This window comes from Clostridium sp. (assembly GCF_036569345.1).
Classification (GTDB): Bacteria; Bacillota; Clostridia; order Clostridiales; family Clostridiaceae; genus Clostridium_AD.
On sequence record NZ_DATCQT010000180.1, the window covers coordinates 1 to 23,200 of the forward strand.

The 23,200-nt window shown below is 29.8% G+C and carries 21 protein-coding genes; 4 read left to right on the forward strand and 17 right to left on the reverse strand.

Annotation, left to right across the window (positions count from 1 at the left end):
- Window positions 1-422: 422 nt before the first annotated feature.
- The 11 genes from VIM70_RS18730 to VIM70_RS18780 all read right to left on the reverse strand — a co-directional run bounded on the left by VIM70_RS18730 (window position 423) and on the right by VIM70_RS18780 (window position 12,208).
- Complete coding sequence (locus VIM70_RS18730; RefSeq protein ID WP_331947300.1) at window positions 423-1,268, reverse strand: hypothetical protein; 846 nt, start codon at window positions 1,266-1,268, stop codon at window positions 423-425.
- Window positions 1,269-1,282: 14 nt separating this feature from the next.
- The gene (gene pilM / locus VIM70_RS18735; protein WP_331947301.1) at window positions 1,283-2,659 is read right to left on the reverse strand and encodes a type IV pilus biogenesis protein PilM; all 1,377 of its coding nucleotides are present in this window, start codon (window positions 2,657-2,659) and stop codon (window positions 1,283-1,285) included.
- A 17-nt stretch (window positions 2,660-2,676) separates the two neighbouring features.
- On the reverse strand, window positions 2,677-3,237 hold the full coding sequence (locus tag VIM70_RS18740) for a pilus assembly PilX N-terminal domain-containing protein (RefSeq protein WP_331947302.1): 561 nt from the start codon (window positions 3,235-3,237) through the stop codon (window positions 2,677-2,679).
- Between the two features lie 10 nt (window positions 3,238-3,247).
- Window positions 3,248-3,748, reverse strand: coding sequence for a prepilin-type N-terminal cleavage/methylation domain-containing protein (locus VIM70_RS18745; RefSeq protein ID WP_331947303.1), 501 nt, complete (start codon window positions 3,746-3,748; stop codon window positions 3,248-3,250).
- Between the two features lie 8 nt (window positions 3,749-3,756).
- Window positions 3,757-4,119 carry a type II secretion system protein gene (locus VIM70_RS18750; protein ID WP_331947304.1) on the reverse strand — a complete coding sequence of 121 codons (363 nt, stop codon included), beginning with the start codon at window positions 4,117-4,119 and terminating at the stop codon, window positions 3,757-3,759.
- Window positions 4,120-4,129: 10 nt separating this feature from the next.
- Complete coding sequence (locus VIM70_RS18755) at window positions 4,130-5,326, reverse strand: type II secretion system F family protein (RefSeq protein WP_331947305.1); 1,197 nt, start codon at window positions 5,324-5,326, stop codon at window positions 4,130-4,132.
- A gap of 17 nt (window positions 5,327-5,343) precedes the next feature.
- Complete coding sequence (locus VIM70_RS18760; protein ID WP_331947306.1) at window positions 5,344-7,014, reverse strand: GspE/PulE family protein; 1,671 nt, start codon at window positions 7,012-7,014, stop codon at window positions 5,344-5,346.
- A gap of 70 nt (window positions 7,015-7,084) precedes the next feature.
- Entirely contained in the window at window positions 7,085-7,606 is a 522-nt protein-coding gene (locus tag VIM70_RS18765) for a type II secretion system protein (protein WP_331947307.1), read from the reverse strand.
- A 123-nt stretch (window positions 7,607-7,729) separates the two neighbouring features.
- Entirely contained in the window at window positions 7,730-9,196 is a 1,467-nt protein-coding gene (locus VIM70_RS18770) for a type II secretion system protein (RefSeq protein WP_331947308.1), read from the reverse strand.
- A gap of 451 nt (window positions 9,197-9,647) precedes the next feature.
- Window positions 9,648-11,348 (reverse strand): adenine deaminase, encoded by a 1,701-nt coding sequence (gene ade, locus VIM70_RS18775; RefSeq protein WP_331947309.1) that lies wholly within the window; start codon window positions 11,346-11,348, stop codon window positions 9,648-9,650.
- 161 nt (window positions 11,349-11,509) lie between these two features.
- A complete protein-coding gene (locus tag VIM70_RS18780) occupies window positions 11,510-12,208 on the reverse strand; it encodes a ribonuclease H-like domain-containing protein (RefSeq protein WP_331947310.1) in 699 nt (232 codons plus the stop codon).
- Between the two features lie 256 nt (window positions 12,209-12,464).
- Between VIM70_RS18780 and VIM70_RS18785 the strand changes: the two genes are divergently transcribed.
- From VIM70_RS18785 to VIM70_RS18795, 3 genes are read left to right on the forward strand one after another with little or no spacing between them, the layout of a single operon-like run.
- Window positions 12,465-12,689: a FeoA family protein gene (locus tag VIM70_RS18785; protein ID WP_331947320.1), complete on the forward strand. Its 225-nt coding sequence runs from the start codon at window positions 12,465-12,467 to the stop codon at window positions 12,687-12,689.
- A 32-nt stretch (window positions 12,690-12,721) separates the two neighbouring features.
- Window positions 12,722-14,485, forward strand: a complete 1,764-nt coding sequence (gene feoB / locus VIM70_RS18790) for a ferrous iron transport protein B (RefSeq protein ID WP_331947311.1) — start codon at window positions 12,722-12,724, stop codon at window positions 14,483-14,485.
- Between the two features lie 56 nt (window positions 14,486-14,541).
- The gene (locus VIM70_RS18795) at window positions 14,542-14,709 is read left to right on the forward strand and encodes a FeoB-associated Cys-rich membrane protein (protein ID WP_331947312.1); all 168 of its coding nucleotides are present in this window, start codon (window positions 14,542-14,544) and stop codon (window positions 14,707-14,709) included.
- A 42-nt stretch (window positions 14,710-14,751) separates the two neighbouring features.
- Here the strand turns inward: VIM70_RS18795 and VIM70_RS18800 are convergent, their stop codons facing one another.
- From VIM70_RS18800 to VIM70_RS18810, 3 genes are all read right to left on the reverse strand, one after another.
- Window positions 14,752-15,459 carry a ribonuclease H-like domain-containing protein gene (locus VIM70_RS18800; protein WP_331947313.1) on the reverse strand — a complete coding sequence of 236 codons (708 nt, stop codon included), beginning with the start codon at window positions 15,457-15,459 and terminating at the stop codon, window positions 14,752-14,754.
- Between the two features lie 165 nt (window positions 15,460-15,624).
- The gene (argS, locus tag VIM70_RS18805; protein WP_331947314.1) at window positions 15,625-17,334 is read right to left on the reverse strand and encodes an arginine--tRNA ligase; all 1,710 of its coding nucleotides are present in this window, start codon (window positions 17,332-17,334) and stop codon (window positions 15,625-15,627) included.
- A gap of 406 nt (window positions 17,335-17,740) precedes the next feature.
- Window positions 17,741-19,813, reverse strand: coding sequence for a thioredoxin domain-containing protein (locus VIM70_RS18810; protein ID WP_331947315.1), 2,073 nt, complete (start codon window positions 19,811-19,813; stop codon window positions 17,741-17,743).
- 372 nt (window positions 19,814-20,185) lie between these two features.
- On the opposite strand from VIM70_RS18810, the gene VIM70_RS18815 reads away from it, so the two are divergent.
- A complete protein-coding gene (locus VIM70_RS18815) occupies window positions 20,186-20,827 on the forward strand; it encodes a hypothetical protein (protein WP_331947316.1) in 642 nt (213 codons plus the stop codon).
- 71 nt (window positions 20,828-20,898) lie between these two features.
- Here VIM70_RS18815 and VIM70_RS18820 read toward each other — a convergent pair whose 3' ends face one another.
- From VIM70_RS18820 to VIM70_RS18830, 3 genes are all read right to left on the reverse strand, one after another.
- Window positions 20,899-21,732, reverse strand: a complete 834-nt coding sequence (locus VIM70_RS18820) for a hypothetical protein (RefSeq protein WP_331947317.1) — start codon at window positions 21,730-21,732, stop codon at window positions 20,899-20,901.
- A 175-nt stretch (window positions 21,733-21,907) separates the two neighbouring features.
- Window positions 21,908-22,342 carry an SF0329 family protein gene (locus tag VIM70_RS18825; RefSeq protein WP_331947318.1) on the reverse strand — a complete coding sequence of 145 codons (435 nt, stop codon included), beginning with the start codon at window positions 22,340-22,342 and terminating at the stop codon, window positions 21,908-21,910.
- A gap of 335 nt (window positions 22,343-22,677) precedes the next feature.
- Window positions 22,678-22,977: a hypothetical protein gene (locus VIM70_RS18830; protein ID WP_331947319.1), complete on the reverse strand. Its 300-nt coding sequence runs from the start codon at window positions 22,975-22,977 to the stop codon at window positions 22,678-22,680.
- Window positions 22,978-23,200: the final 223 nt, after the last annotated feature.

Consider the following 23,200-nt stretch of genomic DNA (forward strand, 5'->3'; position numbering starts at 1 on the left):
TAGTTCTTTCATAAATTCTTTGCTCCCAGAGAAGCTGGTCTTTAGTTGTGGATCTCAAAATAAAACCTCCCATCGATTACTTTATTAAAGTATATCAATTAGGAAGTTAATTTACATGGCGGTGTTTGTTCCATCGCTTACCATTTACTCTATAACATTATATGTACTCATACTAGAATGTTTACTAAAATTTATATAAATTAAATTAGTATTGCAACATTCCATTACAATATTAATAATTCAACTTCATTCTAATTATTTGCATTGATACTTTGTATATATTATATATTTATTTAGAAAATAAGCTAAAAAAGCCTTACAATAATATTAACTATTATCGTAAGGTTTTTATTTTCCTCATTTATTCCACTGGATTTTATAAACTTCAATTAATTATAATCAAATATACCTTGGTTTCAGCCTTATTTAAACATACTAGAAAAATCTGTAAACCCTTTATTCCCATTGTAAAAACTATAACTACTTGGACGAAGTATATCTTTATCTTTAGTATAAAGATATTGATTAAAAATTATATCAGCTGTTAATTGATTCGTTACTGAAGGAGTCGATGTTATAACTCCAGGTAATACTGTAGTACCTGGTTGAGTCACTGAATTTGTTACATTTCCAGTAGTAGCTATATTATTTCCAACTACTGCTCCATCTGTAGCCTCTATCTTAATACTTTTAACATTTATTTTTCTTGTTGTTAGACCATTTAAGTTTCTAATATACTTTTCCACATTGTTTTTGTCACCACTAACCTTTAACTCAATTGTGAGTATTAATAAATCAGAGACTACTTTAGTTTTATTAATATCGTTAGCTTTATTTGTTGTGATATTAGTCTGAGTATTCACAGTAGTGTTATTTTCAGTAGTACTACTAGTTGTTCCACTTGTTGGCTCCGCACCCTTTGCCGCACTATCTACTAATTGAAAAACTAAATCTTCGCCCTTAATTCCATAGTCTATGCAAGAGTTATAAAAATCGTAAATTAGTTGTGGTGTATCAATATCTTTAACTGTAACATCGCCTATTGAATCAGCGACTTCTTTTAACTTTTTATTCTCCATAGTTAACTTAACTACCTCATCACTTTTGCTTTTTAATAATTTAAGTTTCTGAGTGTAATCTTGAATTTCTTTTGCTTTTTGCTTTATTACGAGTTTTTCAGGTGTTATTATGTATGTGTTGATTGAATAACATATTCCTACTGTAATAATTAATATTAAAAAAATAATTTGTTTTTTTGTCTTATTCATTTAGTATACCATCCTTAACTAGGATCTTTCAGTAGCAGATCCAAAGAAATTGATTTTACAGTATCATCTAATTTAACCTCACTAATATCAACTGTTTTAAATAATTTAGTATTATTTATTGCAATTACAGCCCTTGCTACATCTAAAGTACTATTTGCAATATTTAATGTTACGCTAATTTTTTCTTTTTGAATATCTAGGGTTTTAACTGTAATGTTCTGAGGTAAACCATCACGAATACCATCAATTATTGAAACATAATTAAATTCATCATTTTTAATCTTGTTAATAATATCAACTTTTTTCTGATAATCTTGTTTCTCAACATTCAGATCTTTTAACTTCTCTTCTACACCGCTATACTTATTAACCTCTGATAATAAATTAGAAGATTCTAAATTATTTTTACTATTTAAGTATATTTCAGTGTAGTAATAAGATCCCATACCTATACCTGCTATTAATAACATACATATGATTACAAGAATAAATCCTTCATTTTGTCCTTCTTCTTTTCCCTCAGACTCATCATTTAGCGCCTCGTTAAAATCAATTGATTTATTGTTTATAGCTTTAACTTTTATACAGCACCCTAAGATTTCTACATAATTATTATTTTCATAAATAATATCAATATCTACATTTTCACCTAAAGTTTTTATAAGTTCAACATCTTCATTTTTTTCTCCTACTACATAAATCTTATCAACTTTGCTACCAAAATTCCTTGTAGAATAGAAATTAAGAAAATAAGTAAGGTTGTCCGTTAATTCACTACAACTATCAGTATCGCTCATATCAAGTAATAAAGTGGAATATATAAATATTTTCCCTTTATTTGTTAATGTAATACTACTCAAATCATTACCAACATCCAATACCGCAATACTTTGTTTTTTATTTTTTTTGTAATAATTAATTAAACATTTGGGATAAATTTTTACTGCAATAATAATTAGCTTACTTAATTTCAATAAAATTTTAATATTATAAAGTTTTTCCTTTGGTACTGCTACAAGAAGCACACTAAATATTTTCTTTTCTTCTTCTTTTAAAATTTCTTCTATCTCATAGTCAAAATAAAAATCATCAGTGTTCACTGTAAAATAATCACCAATATTATTATTAATAAAGTTTTCTAAATCCTTTTTTTTCATAGCAGGAACCTTTATTTGCCTGGTTACAATACTATCAATAGATAAAATTACATTAACTTTTTTTGAAGTGATTTTATTCTTTCTTAAAAGTCTTTTAAGCTTAATACTGTTATCCTCATTGTCAGTTCCAGAAGTAAAATCTATGACTTTTTTAATTTTAATTACGTTAAAAGTTTTAGTAACTTGAGCTATTTCTATGTAATTCTCATGAACATTAAAAATTAAATTGCTCATAGTTATTTTACTCCTTTCTAATCTTTTGTGCTTAATTTTCCGGTAAATTTATACGTCCAACTACCGTTTTTATTATTATCATCATTGTTATCGTTATAAAATATTGTAACAGTATCATTAATTAAATATTTTTGGCCATTATAAGTTCCTTCTGAATTAATTTCACAATAATATGTTTTATCATTTTGTACATCATTATACTCGTCGTTTTGTTCATCATTAGGTTCTAAGTTTTCTATTTTAGTCAATTTTATTGAAGCCGTATAGATTGCGCTTGAATCTCCAAAAAGATATACAATAGAGTTTTCAGGGTTCTCCCCCTTAGAATATAAATTAGATATAGGAATATTACGACCAACATAAGAATCATTAAATGATCCAGTTTTTGCCATGAGTTCAATATAGTTTATGGCATCATATACACCTGTTTCTGCGCAGTAGTATGCCTTTGTACTCTCCAATGTATCACTTGAAACTCTAAGGTGTTTAATACTTGTTTCAAATATTATGGCAGCTAATAAAAAAGTCAACATCATAATTATAATTACTACTAAAAGTGCAGCACCTTTTTTTTTCATACTCTTCACCCTATTTATTAATATTTACTGCTGATGTAACAGTATATCTATCATTCTTTGATTGTAGCTCAATTGTAATAATAATCAAGTCTTTTTCATCTGCAGTCCCAAATTTCATGTTTATAGAAGTTATTCCTTCACATAAAACCACATGGTTTAAATTTGAATTATTAATAAGAGTTTTATTAGAGGTCAACTGCAGGTCTGAGGTGCTTGTATCACCGGTAAGATCGATTAGTATCTTATTGGTAATTAAGTCATTTGACTTAATTTGAGTGATGTTTATATTACTACCACTTTCATAAGTGTAATAAAAGTTAATATTACTCCTTAACTCTTCTGTAATTAACCTCATAGCTTTATCCCCATTATACTTTAAGTCAATTCTTGTATTAAAAGAGTTATTCTCTTTAATTTGAGTAAAGTAAGCATTATATAAAAATCCTGCAAATAAACTAAATAGCGCAAGCGTAATCATCAATTCAATTAACGTAAATCCTTTTTTTTTCATATTATCACCTAATCCTTCAAAACATGGCTTTGAAGTTTTATTTCATTTGAATTATCCGTTGAGCTTTTTCTAACCCAAACAGTCACTAAATATACATTGGTATTATCAGTAACAGAATTATCACCTCTAACTACAATATAATACCCGCTACTATCTTGTGTAAATCCATTTTCATAAGAACCTATATTAGATAATGTGGACTTATATTTTTCAATTTGCTGCTGCGCCACAAACATCATTTTTTGACTACTTGTCTGCTTATTAAGATTACCTTCAGAAGTAATATTTAACTTCATAATCATTACTATTAAAATTGTAAATATAGATATAGCTATCATAATCTCTATATAAGTAAATCCTTTTTTCTTCATACTTACCCCTCTATTTTAAGGTACTTGTCATATTCATAATAGGCATTGCCATAGCTAAAATAATTACAGCTACAAATACCCCCACCACAAGAGTAAATGCAGGTTCTATCATTGCCATTAATTTTGTAATTCCTATTTCAGCTTTTTTGTCATATATTTCTGCAAGTTTGTAAAGACTATCATCTAATTTCCCTGTTTCTTCTCCTACCTTCATCATCTGAATAACCATTGGTTCGAAAACTCCCTGCGCTTCAAAAGCATCTGCAATAGTACTCCCATTAACCATATCATCGCGAACCTTCTCTAACTTTTCTGCAATATAAAAGTTATCCACAATAAGTTTTAAACTATCGATAATACTCAAAATCGGAACAGCAGACTTTAAAAACAAGGCCATACTACGTGAAAATCTAGCTATTATAATATCTCTTTTTACTGGTCCAATTGCAGGCATTTTTAAAGTTATGCCATCTTGCCAATATCTCATGGTTTTGAGCGAAAATAAGTATCTAAAGAACAAAACAAAAGCCACTATTGAAATTAAAATTTGTATAGGGTGTGAATTCAAATAACCTAATGACCCTATCAAAACCTTTGTTATAAAGGGCAATGATGCTGCATCTGCAAATAGATCCTTAATTTCAGGAAAGATAAAAAAATTAAAGAATACAATCATTCCCACTGCTGAACCTAAAAGCATAATAGGATATACCGAAGCAGCTTTTACTTTATTTTTAATATTAGCTTCTCTTTCATAATAAGTTTCCATATTAAAAAGCATACTGTCCATGTTCCCGCTGAGTTCTCCTGAAGTTACCATGTCATGTAGTAACTCTGGAAATGCCCCAGTGGCTTCCATTGCCTTTCCAAGCATATTTCCCCTTTTAACGCTGGTATGAATATTTCCAATAATTTTCCTCATATTTTTATCTTTCATTTGAGCTTCCATTACCTCGAGGCCTTTAAGAATATTTACACCTGCATCAAGGATTATAGCCAGTTGACCACAAAACCCAGAAAGTTCAGCATCCTTAAGTTTTTTTTTAAAAATACTTAGATCAGATATGCTTTTACTCTCACTAATGGATATAACATTTAAACCTTCTCCTCTAAGCTTTTCTTTTGCATTTGAAAGTTCATCCTCTTCCACTGTTCCCTTTATTACTTCGAACTCCTTATCAAAGGCTTTATATGTGAATTTTTTCATATTAGCGCCCCAATCCGTTAAAATTCATACGTAACTCTCATCATTTCTTCAACAGTTGTAATTCCCTGTTTGACTTTACTAATGCAAGCTTGTCTTAAAATTGTCATACCTTGTTTTGTTGCAATATTTTCAATTTCACTTTCCGGTGCCCTTTTGTCAATTAAATTCCTTATTTCAGGACTAATTTCCATTATCTCATAAATACCAATTCTACCTTTATATCCTGAATTATTGCACAGACTACACCCTTTACCTTTATTAAGGGAAATCGGAGCTTCTAGCCCAAGAAGTTTAATTTCTTTTTCATCACTAATATGCTGCTGACTACAATTAGGGCATATTTTTCTTACTAACCTTTGAGCCATTATCCCCGTAACCGTTGAGGAAATTAAGAATGGCTCTATACCCATATCTTCCATTCTAGTAATCGTTCCAACAGCATTATTCGTGTGAATAGTAGACAAAACTAGATGACCTGTTAAAGCTGACCTAACTGAAATTCCTGCGGTCTCCCCATCTCTAATTTCTCCAACCATTATAATATCTGGATCTTGCCTTAAAATACTTCTTAGTCCATTTGCAAAATCAAAGCCTATCTTATTATTTACTTGCATTTGATTAATGCCCTTAAAGTTATACTCCACCGGATCTTCTATGGTGATAATGTTTTTCGATTCATCATTTAACACATTTAAAACTGAATAAAGAGTTGTTGTCTTCCCACTACCTGTAGGTCCACATACAAGAATTATTCCATGAGGTTTTGAGGTAATTCTATTGAGTCTACTCATATCCAAGTCATCAAGCCCTAATGTTTCTAGGTTTAAAGAAAAGTTGCTCTTATCAAGAATCCTCATTACAATTTTTTCTCCCCACATAGTTGGGACAATAGAAATTCTTAAATCTATATTTTTACTTTTAGATGTATGGCTTATTCTTCCATCTTGAGGAATTCTTTTTTCAGATATATTTAAATTAGCCAAAATTTTAATTCTACTTACAACGGGGTCAATCATTCCTACATTTATTCTCATCATTTCTCTCAATACTCCATCAATTCTATATCTAACCCTCATCTCCTGTTCCTCAGGCTCAATATGTATATCTGACGTACCATTCAAAATGGCATTTTCAATTATTGTGTTTAAAAACTTGATAACTGGTGCGGCATTTTCATCTTCCTCAACCAATTCTATGTTTTTCGGTTTAAATCCATATACTCTACCGTAATCTTCTGCAGCTTCTCTTGCTTTACTTTGCCCATAATATTTTTCTATATTACTAAGCATTGAATCTCTAAGAGCAATAGCAGTTTTAACAACATAACCTGAAGCCATCTTAATCTCTTCAATGGCATAATAGTTTAAAGGATCTGACATAACTACTAGAAGTTGACCATTAACAACATCAATGGGAAGCACTTCATACTTTCTTGCAATACTTTCTGGAATAGTGTCTATGATTTCAGGTCTAATGTTTAATGTACTAAGATCAATAGATTGAATACCAAGTTGACTTTTAACTGCTTCAACTATAAGTTCATTAGTAATAAAGCCTTCTGATACAAGAACTTCTCCTAACTTTTTACCCAAATTTCTTTGCAACTTAAGAGCTTTTTCTAGAGCTTCTTCTGAAATAACTCCAGAATCTACTAATAATTCACCTAATCTCTTTTTTATCTTAGCCATGAAAAAATCTCCTTATGCTAAAAAATGGATGCCGAGACATCCATTTTCCTTATTGATTTATTTTAAAATACTATTTTATTATAGCTTGATTTACTATAGTGTTTGTGCTATCAACTCCGAAAACTACATATCCATCCGAATAAACGTAAACACAAACTAACCCCTTGTTTGCAATGTCAGGTTTATAAGCGGCCTTATCATTTGCTGCGAACTGTGTTACCGATTGACCATGATTATCCCAAACTAGTATTGAATCTCCACCTACAGCTGAATTTGCAGCATAAGTAATACCACCATATATACTTTTAGCTGTAGCATCAAACGGATTTACTAAAGCATTAGCACCAGTATTAAGAAAAGTATTAGTTAATAAACTTCGAGTTGCATCAGCCTGCCCTAAATAATTTGTATCCACCACTTTTGCTTCAAGTGTTCCTCTAACAGCATTAACATTTGTTGTAACACCAGCATTTCTTGCATTGTCTTTCATTTGACCAGCCTTAGGAACTAGTACAACTGCTAAAATAGCTATAATAGCTAAAACAATCATAAGTTCGATAAGTGTAAAACCTTTTTTGTTATGTTTTTTCATTTCGTTAATCCCCCTAAATATTTTATTTTTACTAAAATTATTATACATGTTTTAACAATAAACTACAACGAAATTCTCAGAAAAAATTTACATTATTTTTCATATTATATATTGAAACTGTTGTCATTCCACCACGTAAGGTTCTGTTGGAGTTCCATCGGATTTTATACCATAAATCGTATATCCAGAAATTTCATCCTTACCACTCCCCCCAGTAGTTTTATAATTAATATATACTACTATTGCACCTCTATAATTAAAAAAATTATTTATGTTTTTATTTATATCAGAAGATAAAATAATAGAATAACCTGGTGTAATTAAAGAAGTTGTTTGTGGAGATGTAATTTGTGACCACTGCGAATTATCTGCGTTATAAATAATATTAGGTGAAAGTGTAGCCTGAAGACTAAGTAACCCATCTCCACCAGCATATAAATCATTTACCAAATCATCCGCTCCATTAGTGTGGGGTTTTCTATCATTAGCATTAATTGTTGAAACATCTTTTATTACTCTATTTTTTAAATTACTCTTTAAAATCTCTAAATTCTTCGACATACTTGAGCTATCTCCAGTTGTAGCTGTTTGTCCTGTTACTTCTATGGCAGGGATTGGTACCTGTTTGCCGTTTGAATCAATACCATACACTGAATATCCATTTCCTGATGCTAAAAGATCCACAACAACAAAGCCTTTATAATTTGAGTAATCTAAACTATTATAAGTATTGTAAGTCTTTTCTACCAATATTGAATTACCAATAGCTGTATAATAACTATTAGAAGTAAAAGTAGTACCATAAGGATTAATTATTTGATTTGCTGATCCCACTGTGCCTAAATCAATTTTCATAAGAGGATATCGATAGTAGGACATAGCCGTTGAAACTCCCCTTGCTACAACTATATCTTCTATTACTTTCCCATTTAAATAATCAACTATGGCAGTTACATTTGGGAGAACTGATTGAATAGGTGGTGATGGATTGTCAATAACAGGTTCATACACATTCTTATCAGGCATATTCACCAAAGTTGGTTGTATCATTTCTCCAAAGTTGTCTACTCCATAAACCACATAACCCGTTTGATAAACAATAATAGCCGTCACCCCAGGGGTTGTTATTGTACTAGTAATACCTGAGATATTTAAAGGAATACTAGTAGTTTCATACCCAATAACCACAGAAGAGTTTCCTGGGCTGTTACTTTGAATGTTTGGATTAGTACTATTAATTACAATATTATTATTAAAGGGGTTTTTCATAACACTGCTTCCAGAAAAAGTTGTATTCATTTTTACACCAATATCACCTTGAATTGTCTTTAGTGCATTTGCAATAGATGTCGTGTCAGTATTAGTTCCTATTGAGGAATTAATCTTAATTTTATCACCTCCAGCTCTATTCTCCAAAAATGATCTCACTATATATACATTAGCTTGTACAGCATTATTTTTAGCTTGATTTTTAAGTGGGAGTGCTTTAGGTATTAACACTACAGACAGCAAACCAATTATAGCAATAACTATCATAAGTTCTATTAGGGTAAATCCTTTTTTACTTAGCCTATACGTAAGTCCAAACATATTTTTCTCCTTATACTTAATAATATGTATTCAAACCTAAAATAATTATAACTCTCCATATATATTTAAAATTTATTTGCAAAATTTAATTACAATATCCACCATTAATGGGTTATTCGTTATGTAAAATATTATATATCATTTTTTAAGGAAACTCAATTCAATTATTCGTAAAATTGTAATTTACTTCCTATATAAAATGGTTAGTTGTAAAATAAAATGACTGTTAGGCAAAAATAAAGACTCAAAAGAAAAACTCTAATACAATGTTAATGATAAATCAAAACAAGTACAAAAGGCTTCAAATAAGTCAATTAAATTTAGCAGTCTATCGCCTGCTTTTATAAACTACATCAAATCTATATTTTTTATCAACTATTTTAGTATTAGAATCATACCTTATAAGCTTGAATGACATATACAAATCTCCTAAGTTTAGAATATCTACTTATTATTCGACATCCAACTTTATAAAATCAAATTTATTATAATCAAACAATCCCCGAGTTGTAATTTTAACTGCAGGAATTACCGGAAGTGCCATAAAAGACAAGCTTATAAAAGGATCATATTCATCTCGCACTCCAAAATTTCTGGCAATTCTACTGAGCCTTTGTAAATGCTCTGCTACCATATATGGTGATTCAAAGGTCATTATTCCGCCGATTGGCAAGCTAAGCTGTGCAATAACCTTTCCCTCTGACACCATAGCTATACCTCCACCAATAGAAACAAGAGTATTAACAGCTACCTCCATGTCCTTATCATTATCTCCAACTACTATAATATTATGAGAATCATGTGCTATAGTTTGTGCTATGGAGCAATTCTTTAAGCCTAACCCTTCTATAAAACCAACAAAATGTTTACCTGTCTTATGATGCCTTTCAAATACTGCTATTTTTAATATATCTTTTTCCATTATTCTTTTTATATAACCAAGTTCATTTTGTATTTTTCTTTGCACCAATTTAGTTTCTAGTGAATTTGGAATTAATTTTATTACATTTATAGCTTTAGCTTTACTTTCAACTTTAAAAACTTCACTCTTTATAAAATCCATATGCATAGAAGATTTTACATTGAGGTCAACATGATTTTTATCCGGTAATTCTTTATACTCTTTACCATTTTTAATAACTTTTATTATATTTACACCCTTTAAGTTTTCAAATATAACTAAATCTGCTTTATACCCTGGAGCAATAGCACCTCTATCCAATAAACCATAACACTTAGCTGCATTAAAGGAGGCCATAGTAAACGCCTTTATAGGATTAATTCCCTGTTTTATAGAAATTCTGATACAGTTATCTATAGATCCATTCTCTAGCAAGTCATCAATATGTCTATCATCGCTACAAAATAAAAATCTTCCATAATTATTATTGTTAACTGCGGGAAGTAACGCTCTTAGATTTCTTGCAGCAGATCCTTCTCTTAGCATAACGTACATCCCCCTGCTGACTTTTAGCAAGGCTTCCTTTGCATTAGTGCTTTCATGATCTGTTATTACACCACAGCTTAAGTATGCATTTAGCTCACTAGGTGATATTTTAGGACAATGACCGTCAATATGTTTGTTTTTTGCTATAACTAATTTCTTTAACATATTTTCGTCCTTATTTACAACAGCCGGAACATCCATTACTTCACCTAGTCCAAGCACTCCATTATTATTAATTAATCTTTCCAAATCATCAGCATTAAGAACATATCCACTATCCTCAAATTTTGTTGCTGGAACGCAAGATGGTAACATGAAATAAATATCTATAGGTGTATCACGACTATTTTTCATCATAAAATTAATACCGTTTATTCCTTGTACATTAGCTATTTCATGTGGGTCTGCTATTATTGTAGTTATACCTTTTTTAATTACTACTTTTGCAAACTGCCCTGGCATAATCATAGAGGATTCTATGTGTACATGTGCATCAATAAAACCTGGAGTCACATATAAGTCAGAGCAATCAATCTCCACATCTCCTGTGTATTTGCCAATCCCTATAATAGTGTCTGCAACTATTGCAATGTCTCCTCTATCAATACTTTGCGTAAACACATTAATAAAACTTGCATTCTTCAGCACCAAGTCTGCTTTAACCCTACCCATAGCTGCATCAATATTTTTCTTAAGACGCTCCATATACTTCCCTCCTTTTTTTTGAATACTTTATATTAAATTATTACGGAAATAGTCATGGTATTCCTTATTGTTAAGTTAATTATTATTTTTTTTAGAATCAACTTGCAAAAATCTAAAACAATACGTTGAAATTAAGATTTCTCATAAAGTAAAAAACACAGCTATTGCTGTGCTTCGTCATAGTTATTAATGTGCTCATCTTCTTCCATTTTTAATCCTACTCGATTATACCAATCTACATATATATAGAATAAGCTGACAACATCCTGTTGATTATATAATAATATTTTTTCTTTTTTCTCGTGAGGCATTCTATTAATATAATCATCATCTTTTACTATTTTACTAAATGTCTTAGCTAAATTAGATCCACTTATTACTTCACTCTCTCGATCTATCTCAAATATCTTTTCTAAAGCTTTAAGCCCGATACAAGTTCCCTCAGCTTTTTCATAACATTTTTGTAAATCTATTTCTCCAAAATAATCTTCTAATATAAAGTCAATATTATAAGCTTTTAATAAATAGTTTATAACTGTAAAATCATTGTTCCCTGAAAACGTAACAATGTATTTTTTATTGTACTTTATTTTCATTTCTTCAAAATATTTTTTAGCTAAAGATAATATCTCTATAGCATCTTTTTTATTTTCTGCCATATATTGAGTTACCTTTATCTCGTTTGAGATTTCATCATAAAAGCAGCACCCAAAAACTCCAATACATATAGGCTTTTTATAAATGTAATGTTCCAAATCAAAAAACAAAGCATCTTTAAATAGTTGTTTATTTCCATCTATAATAAGTGAGCCTTCCGTAGAAATTTCTCCCACCTTAACTTTACTAAATCTTGTAATCACAATATCACTCTTTCCTACTAAGTCTTCAAACTCTTTTTAAGTCTACTGACTTTTTTAAATTTTCTTAAAAGCAAAACAATAAATACGCACATATCCAATTTAAACCTCTGCTCAACTTATATGTTATCACATTTCGACTATTTTATAAAAGTATTTTATGAAATTTAAAAAATTTTTATTTTTGCTTTATATTGACACTAATAGTTAACCATGTTAATATTGTATTGAGAAGAGTTTTCATTAAGGAGTGATTATTATAAGCATCTATGATTTAAAGCCAGGTGATAAAGCACTCATCCACTCTGTTTGCGGGGATGATAAGTTCGCTAAAAGATTATTAGCATTAGGTTTTATTGAAGGTACTGAAGTTAAATTAGTAGCAACTGCACCTCTAGGGGATCCCATAATTATAAGTTTACGTGGTTTCAATTTGGCCATTAGAAAAAATGATGCTAAAAATATATATATAAAGAAATCATAATTTATTTTTTAGACATAATGAGGAGGTTTTGAATGATTACTGCTGCTTTATTAGGTAATCCTAATGTTGGTAAAACAACTCTATTTAATGCACTTACAGGGTCTAACCAATATGTAGGTAATTGGGCTGGAGTAACGGTAGAAAAAAAAGAAGGTTTTATAGATAAGAAAATCAAAATTGTTGACTTGCCAGGCATTTATGCCATGGATACATATTCTAATGAAGAAAAAGTTTCAAAGGAATTTCTAGAAAATGGTAACGTGGATGTAATTATAAATATTGTTGATGCTTCAAGTCTCGACAGAAATTTATACCTTACAACTCAATTAAAACAATTTAACAAGCCAATAATTTTAGTTTTAAATATGGTAGACGTTGCAATATCTAAAGGAATAGACATTAATTATGATCTTTTAGAACAAAAGCTAGGTGTAAAAATAATACCTATAGTAGCATCCAAAGGTACAGGTATTACTGATGTTCGCAATTGCCTACTTAAAACAGATTATATTACCACTTCATCAAATAGTCTAAAATTTAAGGATGAAAAAGAAACTTATGCATACATAGAAGTCTTACTGGAATCATGTACCAATAAAAAGACTGATAATAAAGATTCTATTACAGAAAAAATAGATAAAATTGTACTTAATAGAATACTTGCATATCCTTTATTTTTAGGAAGTTTATTTATAATTTTTATGTTTACCTTCAATTGGGTAGGACAACCTTTAGCTGATCTTCTTGATAAGTTACTTAATGATGTTTTAGTTCCATTTTTAACTAATTTATTATCTAATAACAGTACTTGGTTTTCTTCTCTATTAATTAAAGGTATAGTTGGAGGCGTAGGTTCAGTAATTGTTTTTTTACCAGTTATCTTGGCTTTATTCTTAGGTATTTCGTTTTTAGAAGACAGTGGCTACATGGCAAGATCTGCTTTTATAATGGATAAGTTAATGAGAAAAATGGGTTTATCAGGTAAAGCTTTTATTCCCTTAATTGTTGGCTTCGGATGCTCTGTGCCAGCAATAATGTCCGCTAGAACTTTAGAGAGTGAAAAAGACAGGAAATTAACCGCACTTTTAGTTCCACTTATGTCTTGTAATGCTAGACTCCCAGTTTATGCATTGTTTTCATCAGTATTTTTCCCAGGAAAACAAACCCTCGTAGTATTTTCATTGTACTTAATGGGCATTTGTATAGCCTTTGGAATTGGTCTTTTATTTAAACATACTATATTCAAAAAAGATGAAGAACCTTTTATTATAGAATTACCAGAATATAAATTGCCAGAACTAAGTGCTTTATTAAAACATACTTGGGATAAGGGTAAAGGTTTTTTAAAGAAAGCCGGTACTATAATCTTTTCAATTTCCGTAATAGTATGGTTTTTATCAAATTTCAACACTACAGGTATGGTTAAAATCGACGTTAGTTTTTTGGCTAGCATTGGAAGGTTTATAAACCCAATATTTATCCCACTTGGATTTGCTACTTGGCAAAATTCAGTAGCACTTTTAACTGGTCTTATGGCTAAAGAAGTAGTTATAGGTACTATGGGTGTTATATATGGTGGAAACTTAACGCATGCCTTAGCAAGTTATTTTACACCACTATCCGCTTATACTTTCTTAGTTTTCGTGTTATTATATACTCCTTGTGTATCAGTAATCGCAACTATGAAAAAGGAATATGGAACTAAAATGGCACTTTTCTCTGTATCCTATCAATTAATATTAGCTTGGGTAGTTTCCTTCCTAATATTTAATATAGGTAGTTTTATAATAGGATAAAAAGAGAGGCTAGTTTAAAGCAGCCTCTAGTATAAAATATAATGAGGTGAGAGCACATGGAATTTTTAATTGTTAGTGTAATTGTTATTGTAGCTGGATATATTTTTTATTCTAGTATAAAAAATGGAGCAAGTGGTGATTGTGGTTGTGGAAATGGCTGTAAAGGCTGTGACCACAGTTGTGACAATCAGCCACCTAATAAAAAGAATAATAAAATTAAATAAAAAGAGTTGCATAGTACAAAAATGTACTATGCAACTCTTTTTTTATAATAGTTGACTGTTAACTACTTTATATGGCTCGATTCTATTTCTATTACTTTTCATAAGAGACATTTGTTTTTTAGCTAATTTTTCTTTTCTCTTAATATCCAAGTCAATTTCAATTGTGTTAATAACCTTGAATATTTCAGGTAGATTTACAACATCTTCATAATTGTGAAGCATAAGAATTTTCTTTACCTTTTCATCATGTTTACTTAGGTACTCATTATACAGTTCAACCCATATAGCTCCATTTATCTCATCTTTTCTCTTAATGCCGATAAACTGTTCAACACTTTTTAAACTGCAACTCTTAATTCCCATTCTTTTATGAAAAGGTCTTATAATCCTAAACAAATCTATGTGTTCCCTAGGCATTCTAAACCCAAGATTATATTTATACATCTTTCTAATTATGAAAGGTTCATCAAACGCCGTTCCATTATATGAACACCATCTTTTAAAATTACCCATTTCTTTTTTAAGTTCTTTTAAAAGACTTTCCTCATCACTTGGTGATTCTGCAAAATATTGAATAATTTTAAATTCATCTTTGTTTAAGTAATACCCTAAAGATATCAATACTATTTTATCATATTCCAAATCGAAACCTGTGGCTTCAATATCCAAATATACAATAGCGTCCATCTTAAATTTGTTAAAAATCTCACTGGGTAAAATAACTTTTATTTTATTTTCTTTGATAAACATAGTTCCCCCTAATCTATAAAAAAAAGAAAGCATACATTACAACAAATGTTTTTTAATTGCAAGTAATTCTAAACAAGTTTTACATTTTTCTATAATATAATAATACATTAAAACTTGCGTTTTTGCAAATTCCCGCAATAACGCAAATTTATATAGATTGTATTTTTACATTCTATCTACAACTTCTATACCTATAAGGCTTAATGCATTTTTAATTACCTGACAAGTTGCTTCTACCATTTTGATTTTTGCTTTTTTATTAGATTCATCTTCTAAATTAGCTATATTGTGCTGATTATAAAATTTATTAAAGGATTTAGCTACTTCAATTACATACCTCGTAACCATAGATGGTTCTAATTTATCAATAGCATACATAATTGACTTTTGGAAACCTTCTAACTGCTTTACAAGTTCAAATTCTTCTTTAGAATTTAATTTATTGTAATCAGGTTCTATAGTAATTTCAGAACCATTGCTATTTTCTTCAACTTTTCTTAATATACTTTTTGCTCTTGCATAAGTATACTGAACATAAGGGCCTGTTTCTCCTTCAAAGCTAAGCATCTCTTCCCAATTAAATACTATATCTCTTTCGCGATGATTCTTTAGATAAGTGAATATAATAGCTCCTATTCCTACTTTTTTAGCTACATCCTCTTTATTTACCAGATCAGGATTTTTTTCATTTATTACTTCAAGAGTTTTAGCTACTGCTTGATTTAATAAATCATCCAAGAAAATAACATCACCTTTTCTTGTAGATAATTTTTTATCTGCAAATCTTACTGTACCAAATGCTACATGCTTGCAATCATCTGCCCACTTATTACCCATGAGCTTTAATGTAGTAAATACCTGATTAAAATGAAGAGATTGATCTTTTCCAACTACATAAATGTTTTTATAAAAATCGTAGGTCTTTTTTCTATAAGTTGCTGCTGCTAAATCACGAGTTGCATAAATTGTAGCTCCATCTGATTTTTTAATTATGCAAGGTGGCATATTGTACTCATCAAGCATTACAACCTTAGCTCCATTACTCTCAACTAATAGTCCCTTTGCATCTATATCTTTAATTACGTCGTCCATCTTATCGCAATAAAAACTCTCTCCAGCATAAGAATCAAATTTAACATTTAATGTATCATAAAGCTTTTTAAACTCAACCAGACTTAAATCTCTAAATTTAGTCCAAAGCTTAACTTCTTCGGCAGAACCATCTTCTAAATTCTTAAAGTACATTTTTGCTTGATCATTAAGTGTAGGGTCAATATCAGCTTCCTCATGGAATTTAACATAAATTCTTAATAATTCTTTAATAGGCTCTTTTTCTAAAGCTTCTTCATCCACCCAATTTTTATAAGCATATATAAGCTTACCAAATTGTGTGCCCCAGTCTCCAAGATGATTAATACCGATACAATTGTACCCTTCAAAAGAAAGTATCTTATATAAAGAGCTACCGATAACTGTAGTGAATAGATGTCCTACGTGAAATGGTTTTGCTATATTAGGAGATGAATATTCTACTACTATATTCTTACCTTGACCCATTTCAGACGAACCGTAACGGTCGTTCTCCTCTAATATCTTTTCTACAGTATTTTTAATAAATACTCCTTTGTCTAGAAAAAAGTTTAAGTAAGGACCAAAACACTCTATTTTTTCAAAACCATCATTTTCGATTTTTTCTTTTAAATCTTTAGCTATCATATTAGGTGCCTTTTTCATAGTTTTTGCTAATTGAAAACATGGAAAAGCAAATTCTCCTAGTTCAGGTTTTGGTGGTATTTCAATTAAACTCTCTATTGTCTCTATGTCTAGATCCACCAATTGTTTAATTCTCTCTGCGACTATTTTTTTATAATCCATAAAAATTCCTCCTGTAACATCTAATTTTTAAATCAATATATTTTGTTGTATAACAAAAACCCGTCTCTAAATAAAGAGACGGGTTATATTTCCGCGGTACCACTCTGGTTGACTAAAAAGTCCACTCAATATTTTAACGCTAATTAGCGACTTACCCTATAAAAGTCAAAAGTTATTACTATTAACTTGTTCAGGCAGCTTCTCCAAGGTTCTTTTCCTAAAATTAATTAGATTAATTTTGTTAAATGATTACCCATTTAACTTCTTATACCTTACAAGGCTTACACTCTACCCTTGCTCGCTTTAAGATTAATAAGAAAGTCTGTCCTCTTCACAGAATTTAATTGTCATACATTTATTTCATAATACACTATATTATACTCTCACGAGCAGGCGTTTGTCAATTTCATTTAATTTGTTCTGTAAACTTCATCAAATCAGTAATAGGCTCTTTGCAATTATAGTTTTCACAAATATAAGCAGTAGTTTTCCCCTGCAATGGTTTATGTGTTTTTAACTCTGGATTAATAGAATTCAACCTATCATCACCGGTATATAGAATTACTGTAGCAAAAGGAAGATAGGTGTTATTAATTTCTTTAATCATAGTTTTAGTATCACTTTTCTGCTCTTCTCCTGCAATAATAATATCTTTTCCTGGTACCTTACTATATAATAAAGCAGTCATAAAATAGGCATGAGCACTTTCTATAGTTTTAACTTTAGACGCAAAAACCTCAAACTGTCTATAAGCCTCATTTTCTAATTCACTATTAGCACTTAATCTAGCAAGTCTTAACATATTTAAAGTTGCTACTGAATTACCTGAAGGCATGGCACCATCATATATGTCTTTCGGCCTAGAGATTAGCTTTTCTCCATCAATTCCATATAAAAACAGTCCACCCTGTTCTTGATCTTTAAACAGATTAATCATATTTTTATTAAGCCCTATTGCTTTTGCTAAATATTTTACATTAAAGGTTGATTCGTATAGTTCAATTAAAGCATTAATTAGGAAAGCATAATCGTCTAAATAACCTAAATGTGCTACATCACCATCTCTGTACCTAGCCATTAATCTTCCGTTTTCATTTACCATGTTACTTAAGACAAAATCCACTGCCTTTTCTGCTTGCCTAATGTAGTTACTGTTATCGAAAATTCTTCCGCCATAAGCTAAGGCTGCGATCATAAGTCCGTTCCAGGAGGTTAATATCTTGTCATCCTTATATGGATGAATTCTCTTTTCTCTATATTCAAACAGCTTTTCTCTCATCACTTCTAATTTTTTCTCTAAATCTTCATCTATATTAGAACTACCTTGTTTGCCAATGAGGTTTGGAATATTTCTGCCTTCAAAATTACCTTCATTAGTTATATCGTATCGTTCGCTATAAGTTTTATAATACTTTTCGCCTAAAACTAAACCAATTTCCTTTAGTGTTAACAAATAAAATTTACCCTCGATGCCCTCACTATCTGCATCTTCAGCTGAGTAAAAAGCACCCTCTGATGATGTCATATCCCTTAATATATAAGTGAAGATCTTTTCAGCTACATCTTTGTAGAATTTTTTACCTGTTGCTTCAAAGGCCTCAATATATACTAATGCTAGTAGTGCATTATCATATAACATCTTTTCAAAATGAGGCACTAACCATCTTTCATCTGTGGAGTACCTTGAAAAGCCAAAACCAATGTGGTCAAAAATTCCACCCTCATACATGGCTTCCAAAGTTTTTTCTACTATTTCTAAGGCTTTAGGCTCGTTATAATTTTTCCAATATCTCAATAAAAATTGTAAGTTGTGGGGTGCCGGAAATTTTGGAGACCTTCCAAATCCGCCATAATTTTTATCAAATACACTTTGGAAACTATTGTATGCATTATGTATTTCCTCTTCGCCTATTTCTTCCCCTAATTCTACTTGATTAACCTTAGTATCAATATTTTTTATATGATCAACTATTTTTTCACTAGATGCTATAATATCCTCTTTATTTTCATTCCACTGCTGTGCTATAGAATTTAGTATATCTTTTATTCCTGGCATTCCACGCCTACTATCTCTCGGGAAATAAGTACCTGCATAAAATGGTTTTTTATCTGAGGTCATAAAAATAGTTAAGGGCCATCCACCACTTCCTGTTAGAGTTTGACATACGGTCATGTAAATACTATCTACATCAGGGCGTTCTTCTCTATCAACCTTTATTGAAACAAAATATTTATTTAAAATAGTTGCTACATCTTCATTTTCAAAAGATTCTTTCTCCATGACATGACACCAATGACAAGTAGAATAGCCTATGCTTACAAATATAGGTTTGTTATCCTCTTTAGCTTTTATAAAAGCTTCTTCCCCCCACGGAAACCAGTCAACTGGATTGTGTGCATGTTGCAGAAGATATGGAGATTTTTCATTAATTAATCTGTTTGGCTTTATGTTTTGATTAATAATATCAGGGTTAGTCATAGCTACAACAACTCCTTTTGAATATTTGTTAACTATATTATGCCCTAGTTAACTACTTTGAGTCCTTAAAAAAAGAGAAGTATCATAAATTACTTCTTAAATATGTGTCATATTTATAAAACCCTTGTCCAATCATTTAATTTATCAAAATTTTCTTTATTTACACTCTAAATAACACCTTGAACTCTTAACTTTTTATGTAAATTAATTAATACATACTGAAAGTCGTCTTTATCAGTTTGAATGCTTTCGCCGAAGTGAATCCCTCACCAGTGAAACAGTCATTAAACAATTCAAATGACAATATTAAAAAATAAATGTATAATTATATTATATTAATAACAAATATTTCGGTTTTAAATTGGAGGATATATGTGGTTTTTTTATTTGATTGTATTGATGCCTATATTGCTGATGTTTCTTTTGTTTGCATTAGATTATTATGTCTTTTTCTGGGGTAATTACCTGTTTTACTTAGTTGGGTGTATAATCTCTATAGGATCAATTATTTATGAGCTAAAAAGTGTAATAAGCGACTTGAAACAAAGAAAAATTTATAGTTTAAAGATTTCAAATCCTATTAATTCAATTAAGAAAAATGGGAAAAGTAAGTTAACATTAAAAGATAAACAAATCTTTAAACATCAAAAAATAAAATATGCTAATCCAAGTATTAAATCTGTTTTTGCAAAATTAATATGCGTAATCATAATAGGGTTTATAAGCAAAATACTTATAGAAGAATTTTATGTTATGTCACTTGATTTACCGTACGTAATAAACAAAAATTATACGCAAATCTCTTGCAAAGTTCAAGAATCTAAAAGGTCTTCTATGAAATATGACCATTATTCACAATACATTTCTGTTATAACTATATATGGCAGTATTAAAGATATTGAATTTGGTTATAAATACGATACAATATTAGAGGGCAAAAATTATGATATTTGGTATTTACCTAATTCATCTTTGGGATTCAAAGCAGAGCCAATAAAAGAATTGGATAGATAATTTTTTATAATAATTTCACTTGTCTGATTTTTAATTGATTTTTCCATTAATTGCTCGTATTGCATTAGAAATTATAAGTTACCTTTCATAATTTGTGCATTTGTGCTCTTCATTTCTGCTACTACTTTTTTAGTTTCTGCCAGTATATTCGGTAATAGCTTTTGCGATAAATTATAATCAAGTAGTACCCTTGCTTTCGGAGTTCTGTTGGTTTGAAGGCAAATTTTTGCTATATAAAGGTTTGCAGATGTCACTAAATGATTATTTGCGTTTACTTGAAGTTTTGATTTTTCCAATAATTCCTCGCTTGATGCAAAATTCCCCTTTGAATACTCAATAACTCCTTTTGTATGCAAAGGTCCCGCACTGTAAATCGGGTTTTTGAGAAATTTATTTATAAATTTTTCACCATCAGTATAGGTTTGGATTGCTGCTTGTGAATTACCTGCTTCATAATAAAAAAAGGTTAAATTATTATAATATAAAGCCTTATATATCCACCTTGCATCACTTATATCAAGAGCCCTCATATTATCGATAGCTTCTTGATATTCTCCTAATGCATCATAACCTATTGCAAGGTTTAAAGAAAAATGTAGCTTGTATAATTTATTTCTTGTCTTAGAAATTGCATCCTTAGTTTCTTTAATATAATTTTCTACATCAATGTCTTCATTCAATATCTTTAACAACCTGGTTACTTCTTTGTTAAATTTATTAGCTTTCAAAATTGTATAAGTAAAAATCATAATGAGAGCAGCAATCATTATTAAAGTTAAAATAGGGGTTATAACTTTAAGCTGTTCCTCCGTAGCAAATGCGGAGATAAGACCTGTTGGTAAACCTATTCCAATGCCTATTAAGATTATAATAGGCAGTTTTTTAAGAAATGATTTCATATTCATAATTTCCACTCCTCATCTTTTTTACTGATAGATTATAGTTTCTATACTCTTTAGCGTAAAATTATATCCGTATAAGATTAATCTTTCATTACTGTTATTGAGCGATTTTCTACAGTTGTTCATATTTCGTAGATATACAATTGATGAACACTTTAAGTACATGTGTATGAACACATCATTTATCCTCTCTTTCCCACAATATAACAATTCCTTCAACATCACACCTTAATTTATAAAAATATTTTACTATATCCTCTTCATTTTCAATGCTATCCATCATATTTAGCAATGTTCTTTTGCCTATTCTTCTATCTAAAATCACTAATATTTTCACTAACGGATTATGAGTTTTCATACAATCCTCTATAGGTGTATTTAAATATTTATGAACCGTTTCTATAAATTCTACCTGTGAATATGTACCTTCTACTGGTGTTCTGTAATAATCTCTTTTCAAAGTGCACATGTTAAATACTTCTTTACCATCTAGAGTTATATATGTTCTACCAATACCCTCATGCATCCTATAATTAGAACAATGAAACTCTACTCTTTTTTTTAGTGAGTTACATATAAAACTTTCCAAGTTCTTCTTAGTTTTACTCCACAAGATTAATTTCCTCCCTATTTACTCAGTATTATTTATATGCTATTTTTCTCATAAGTGTTTATGTTAAACTCTAAAATCTCTTTTGGAACTCAGCCATATTGACGATAAATAAAATTATTAACCCTTTATTTTCAGTAGGCTATAACCATCAACTAATTATTACAGTATATTTTACAGGTTCGACTTATCTTATAATTAAACTATCTACGTTTTAATCAATAAATTATTCTGTAAATATTGCGAAAAGCATCAATGAAATAAAACTAATTAACTGTAATCCTAAGATTAAAAAAGGTTGCATTAAATATCCTGATTATTTATTTTAGAAAGGTGTTCTAAATACATACAACTTTCCTTATATATGTCACCAGAATGGTCACCATTAAAGTCCATGATTTATCTATTTCGTCTAAATTATATTCTTTTAAATTATGCTCTAAATCAGCAACTACAGCAATAAGTCTTAAATCTTCACCTGGAGTCCCTAATAAAATCGCTTTAGATGAAAAAGTTTCAAAACCACTTTTTTCTGCTAAATATTCTGTTAGTATCTCTAATATATCATCCTCATTAAACTTAAACAGCAGTTCCTGCTTCTTTTTTTTACTTATGTATTTCCTCTTTTTTTTACTCATGTGCTTCCTCCATTTAATATTGTATTGCAATTACACATTGCGAAACAACTCTTATGAATATCATAGCATTATTTTAGATAATGCTCAGACTGTTGACAAACATAAAATGTAAAACACTCTAATAAATTGGAGTGTTTTTTTTGTAGGCAAAAAGGATTTTGGACCATCAATGTCGAATATATAGAGTATACAAACTTTGTAACTCGGAGGTCTTAATTATGAT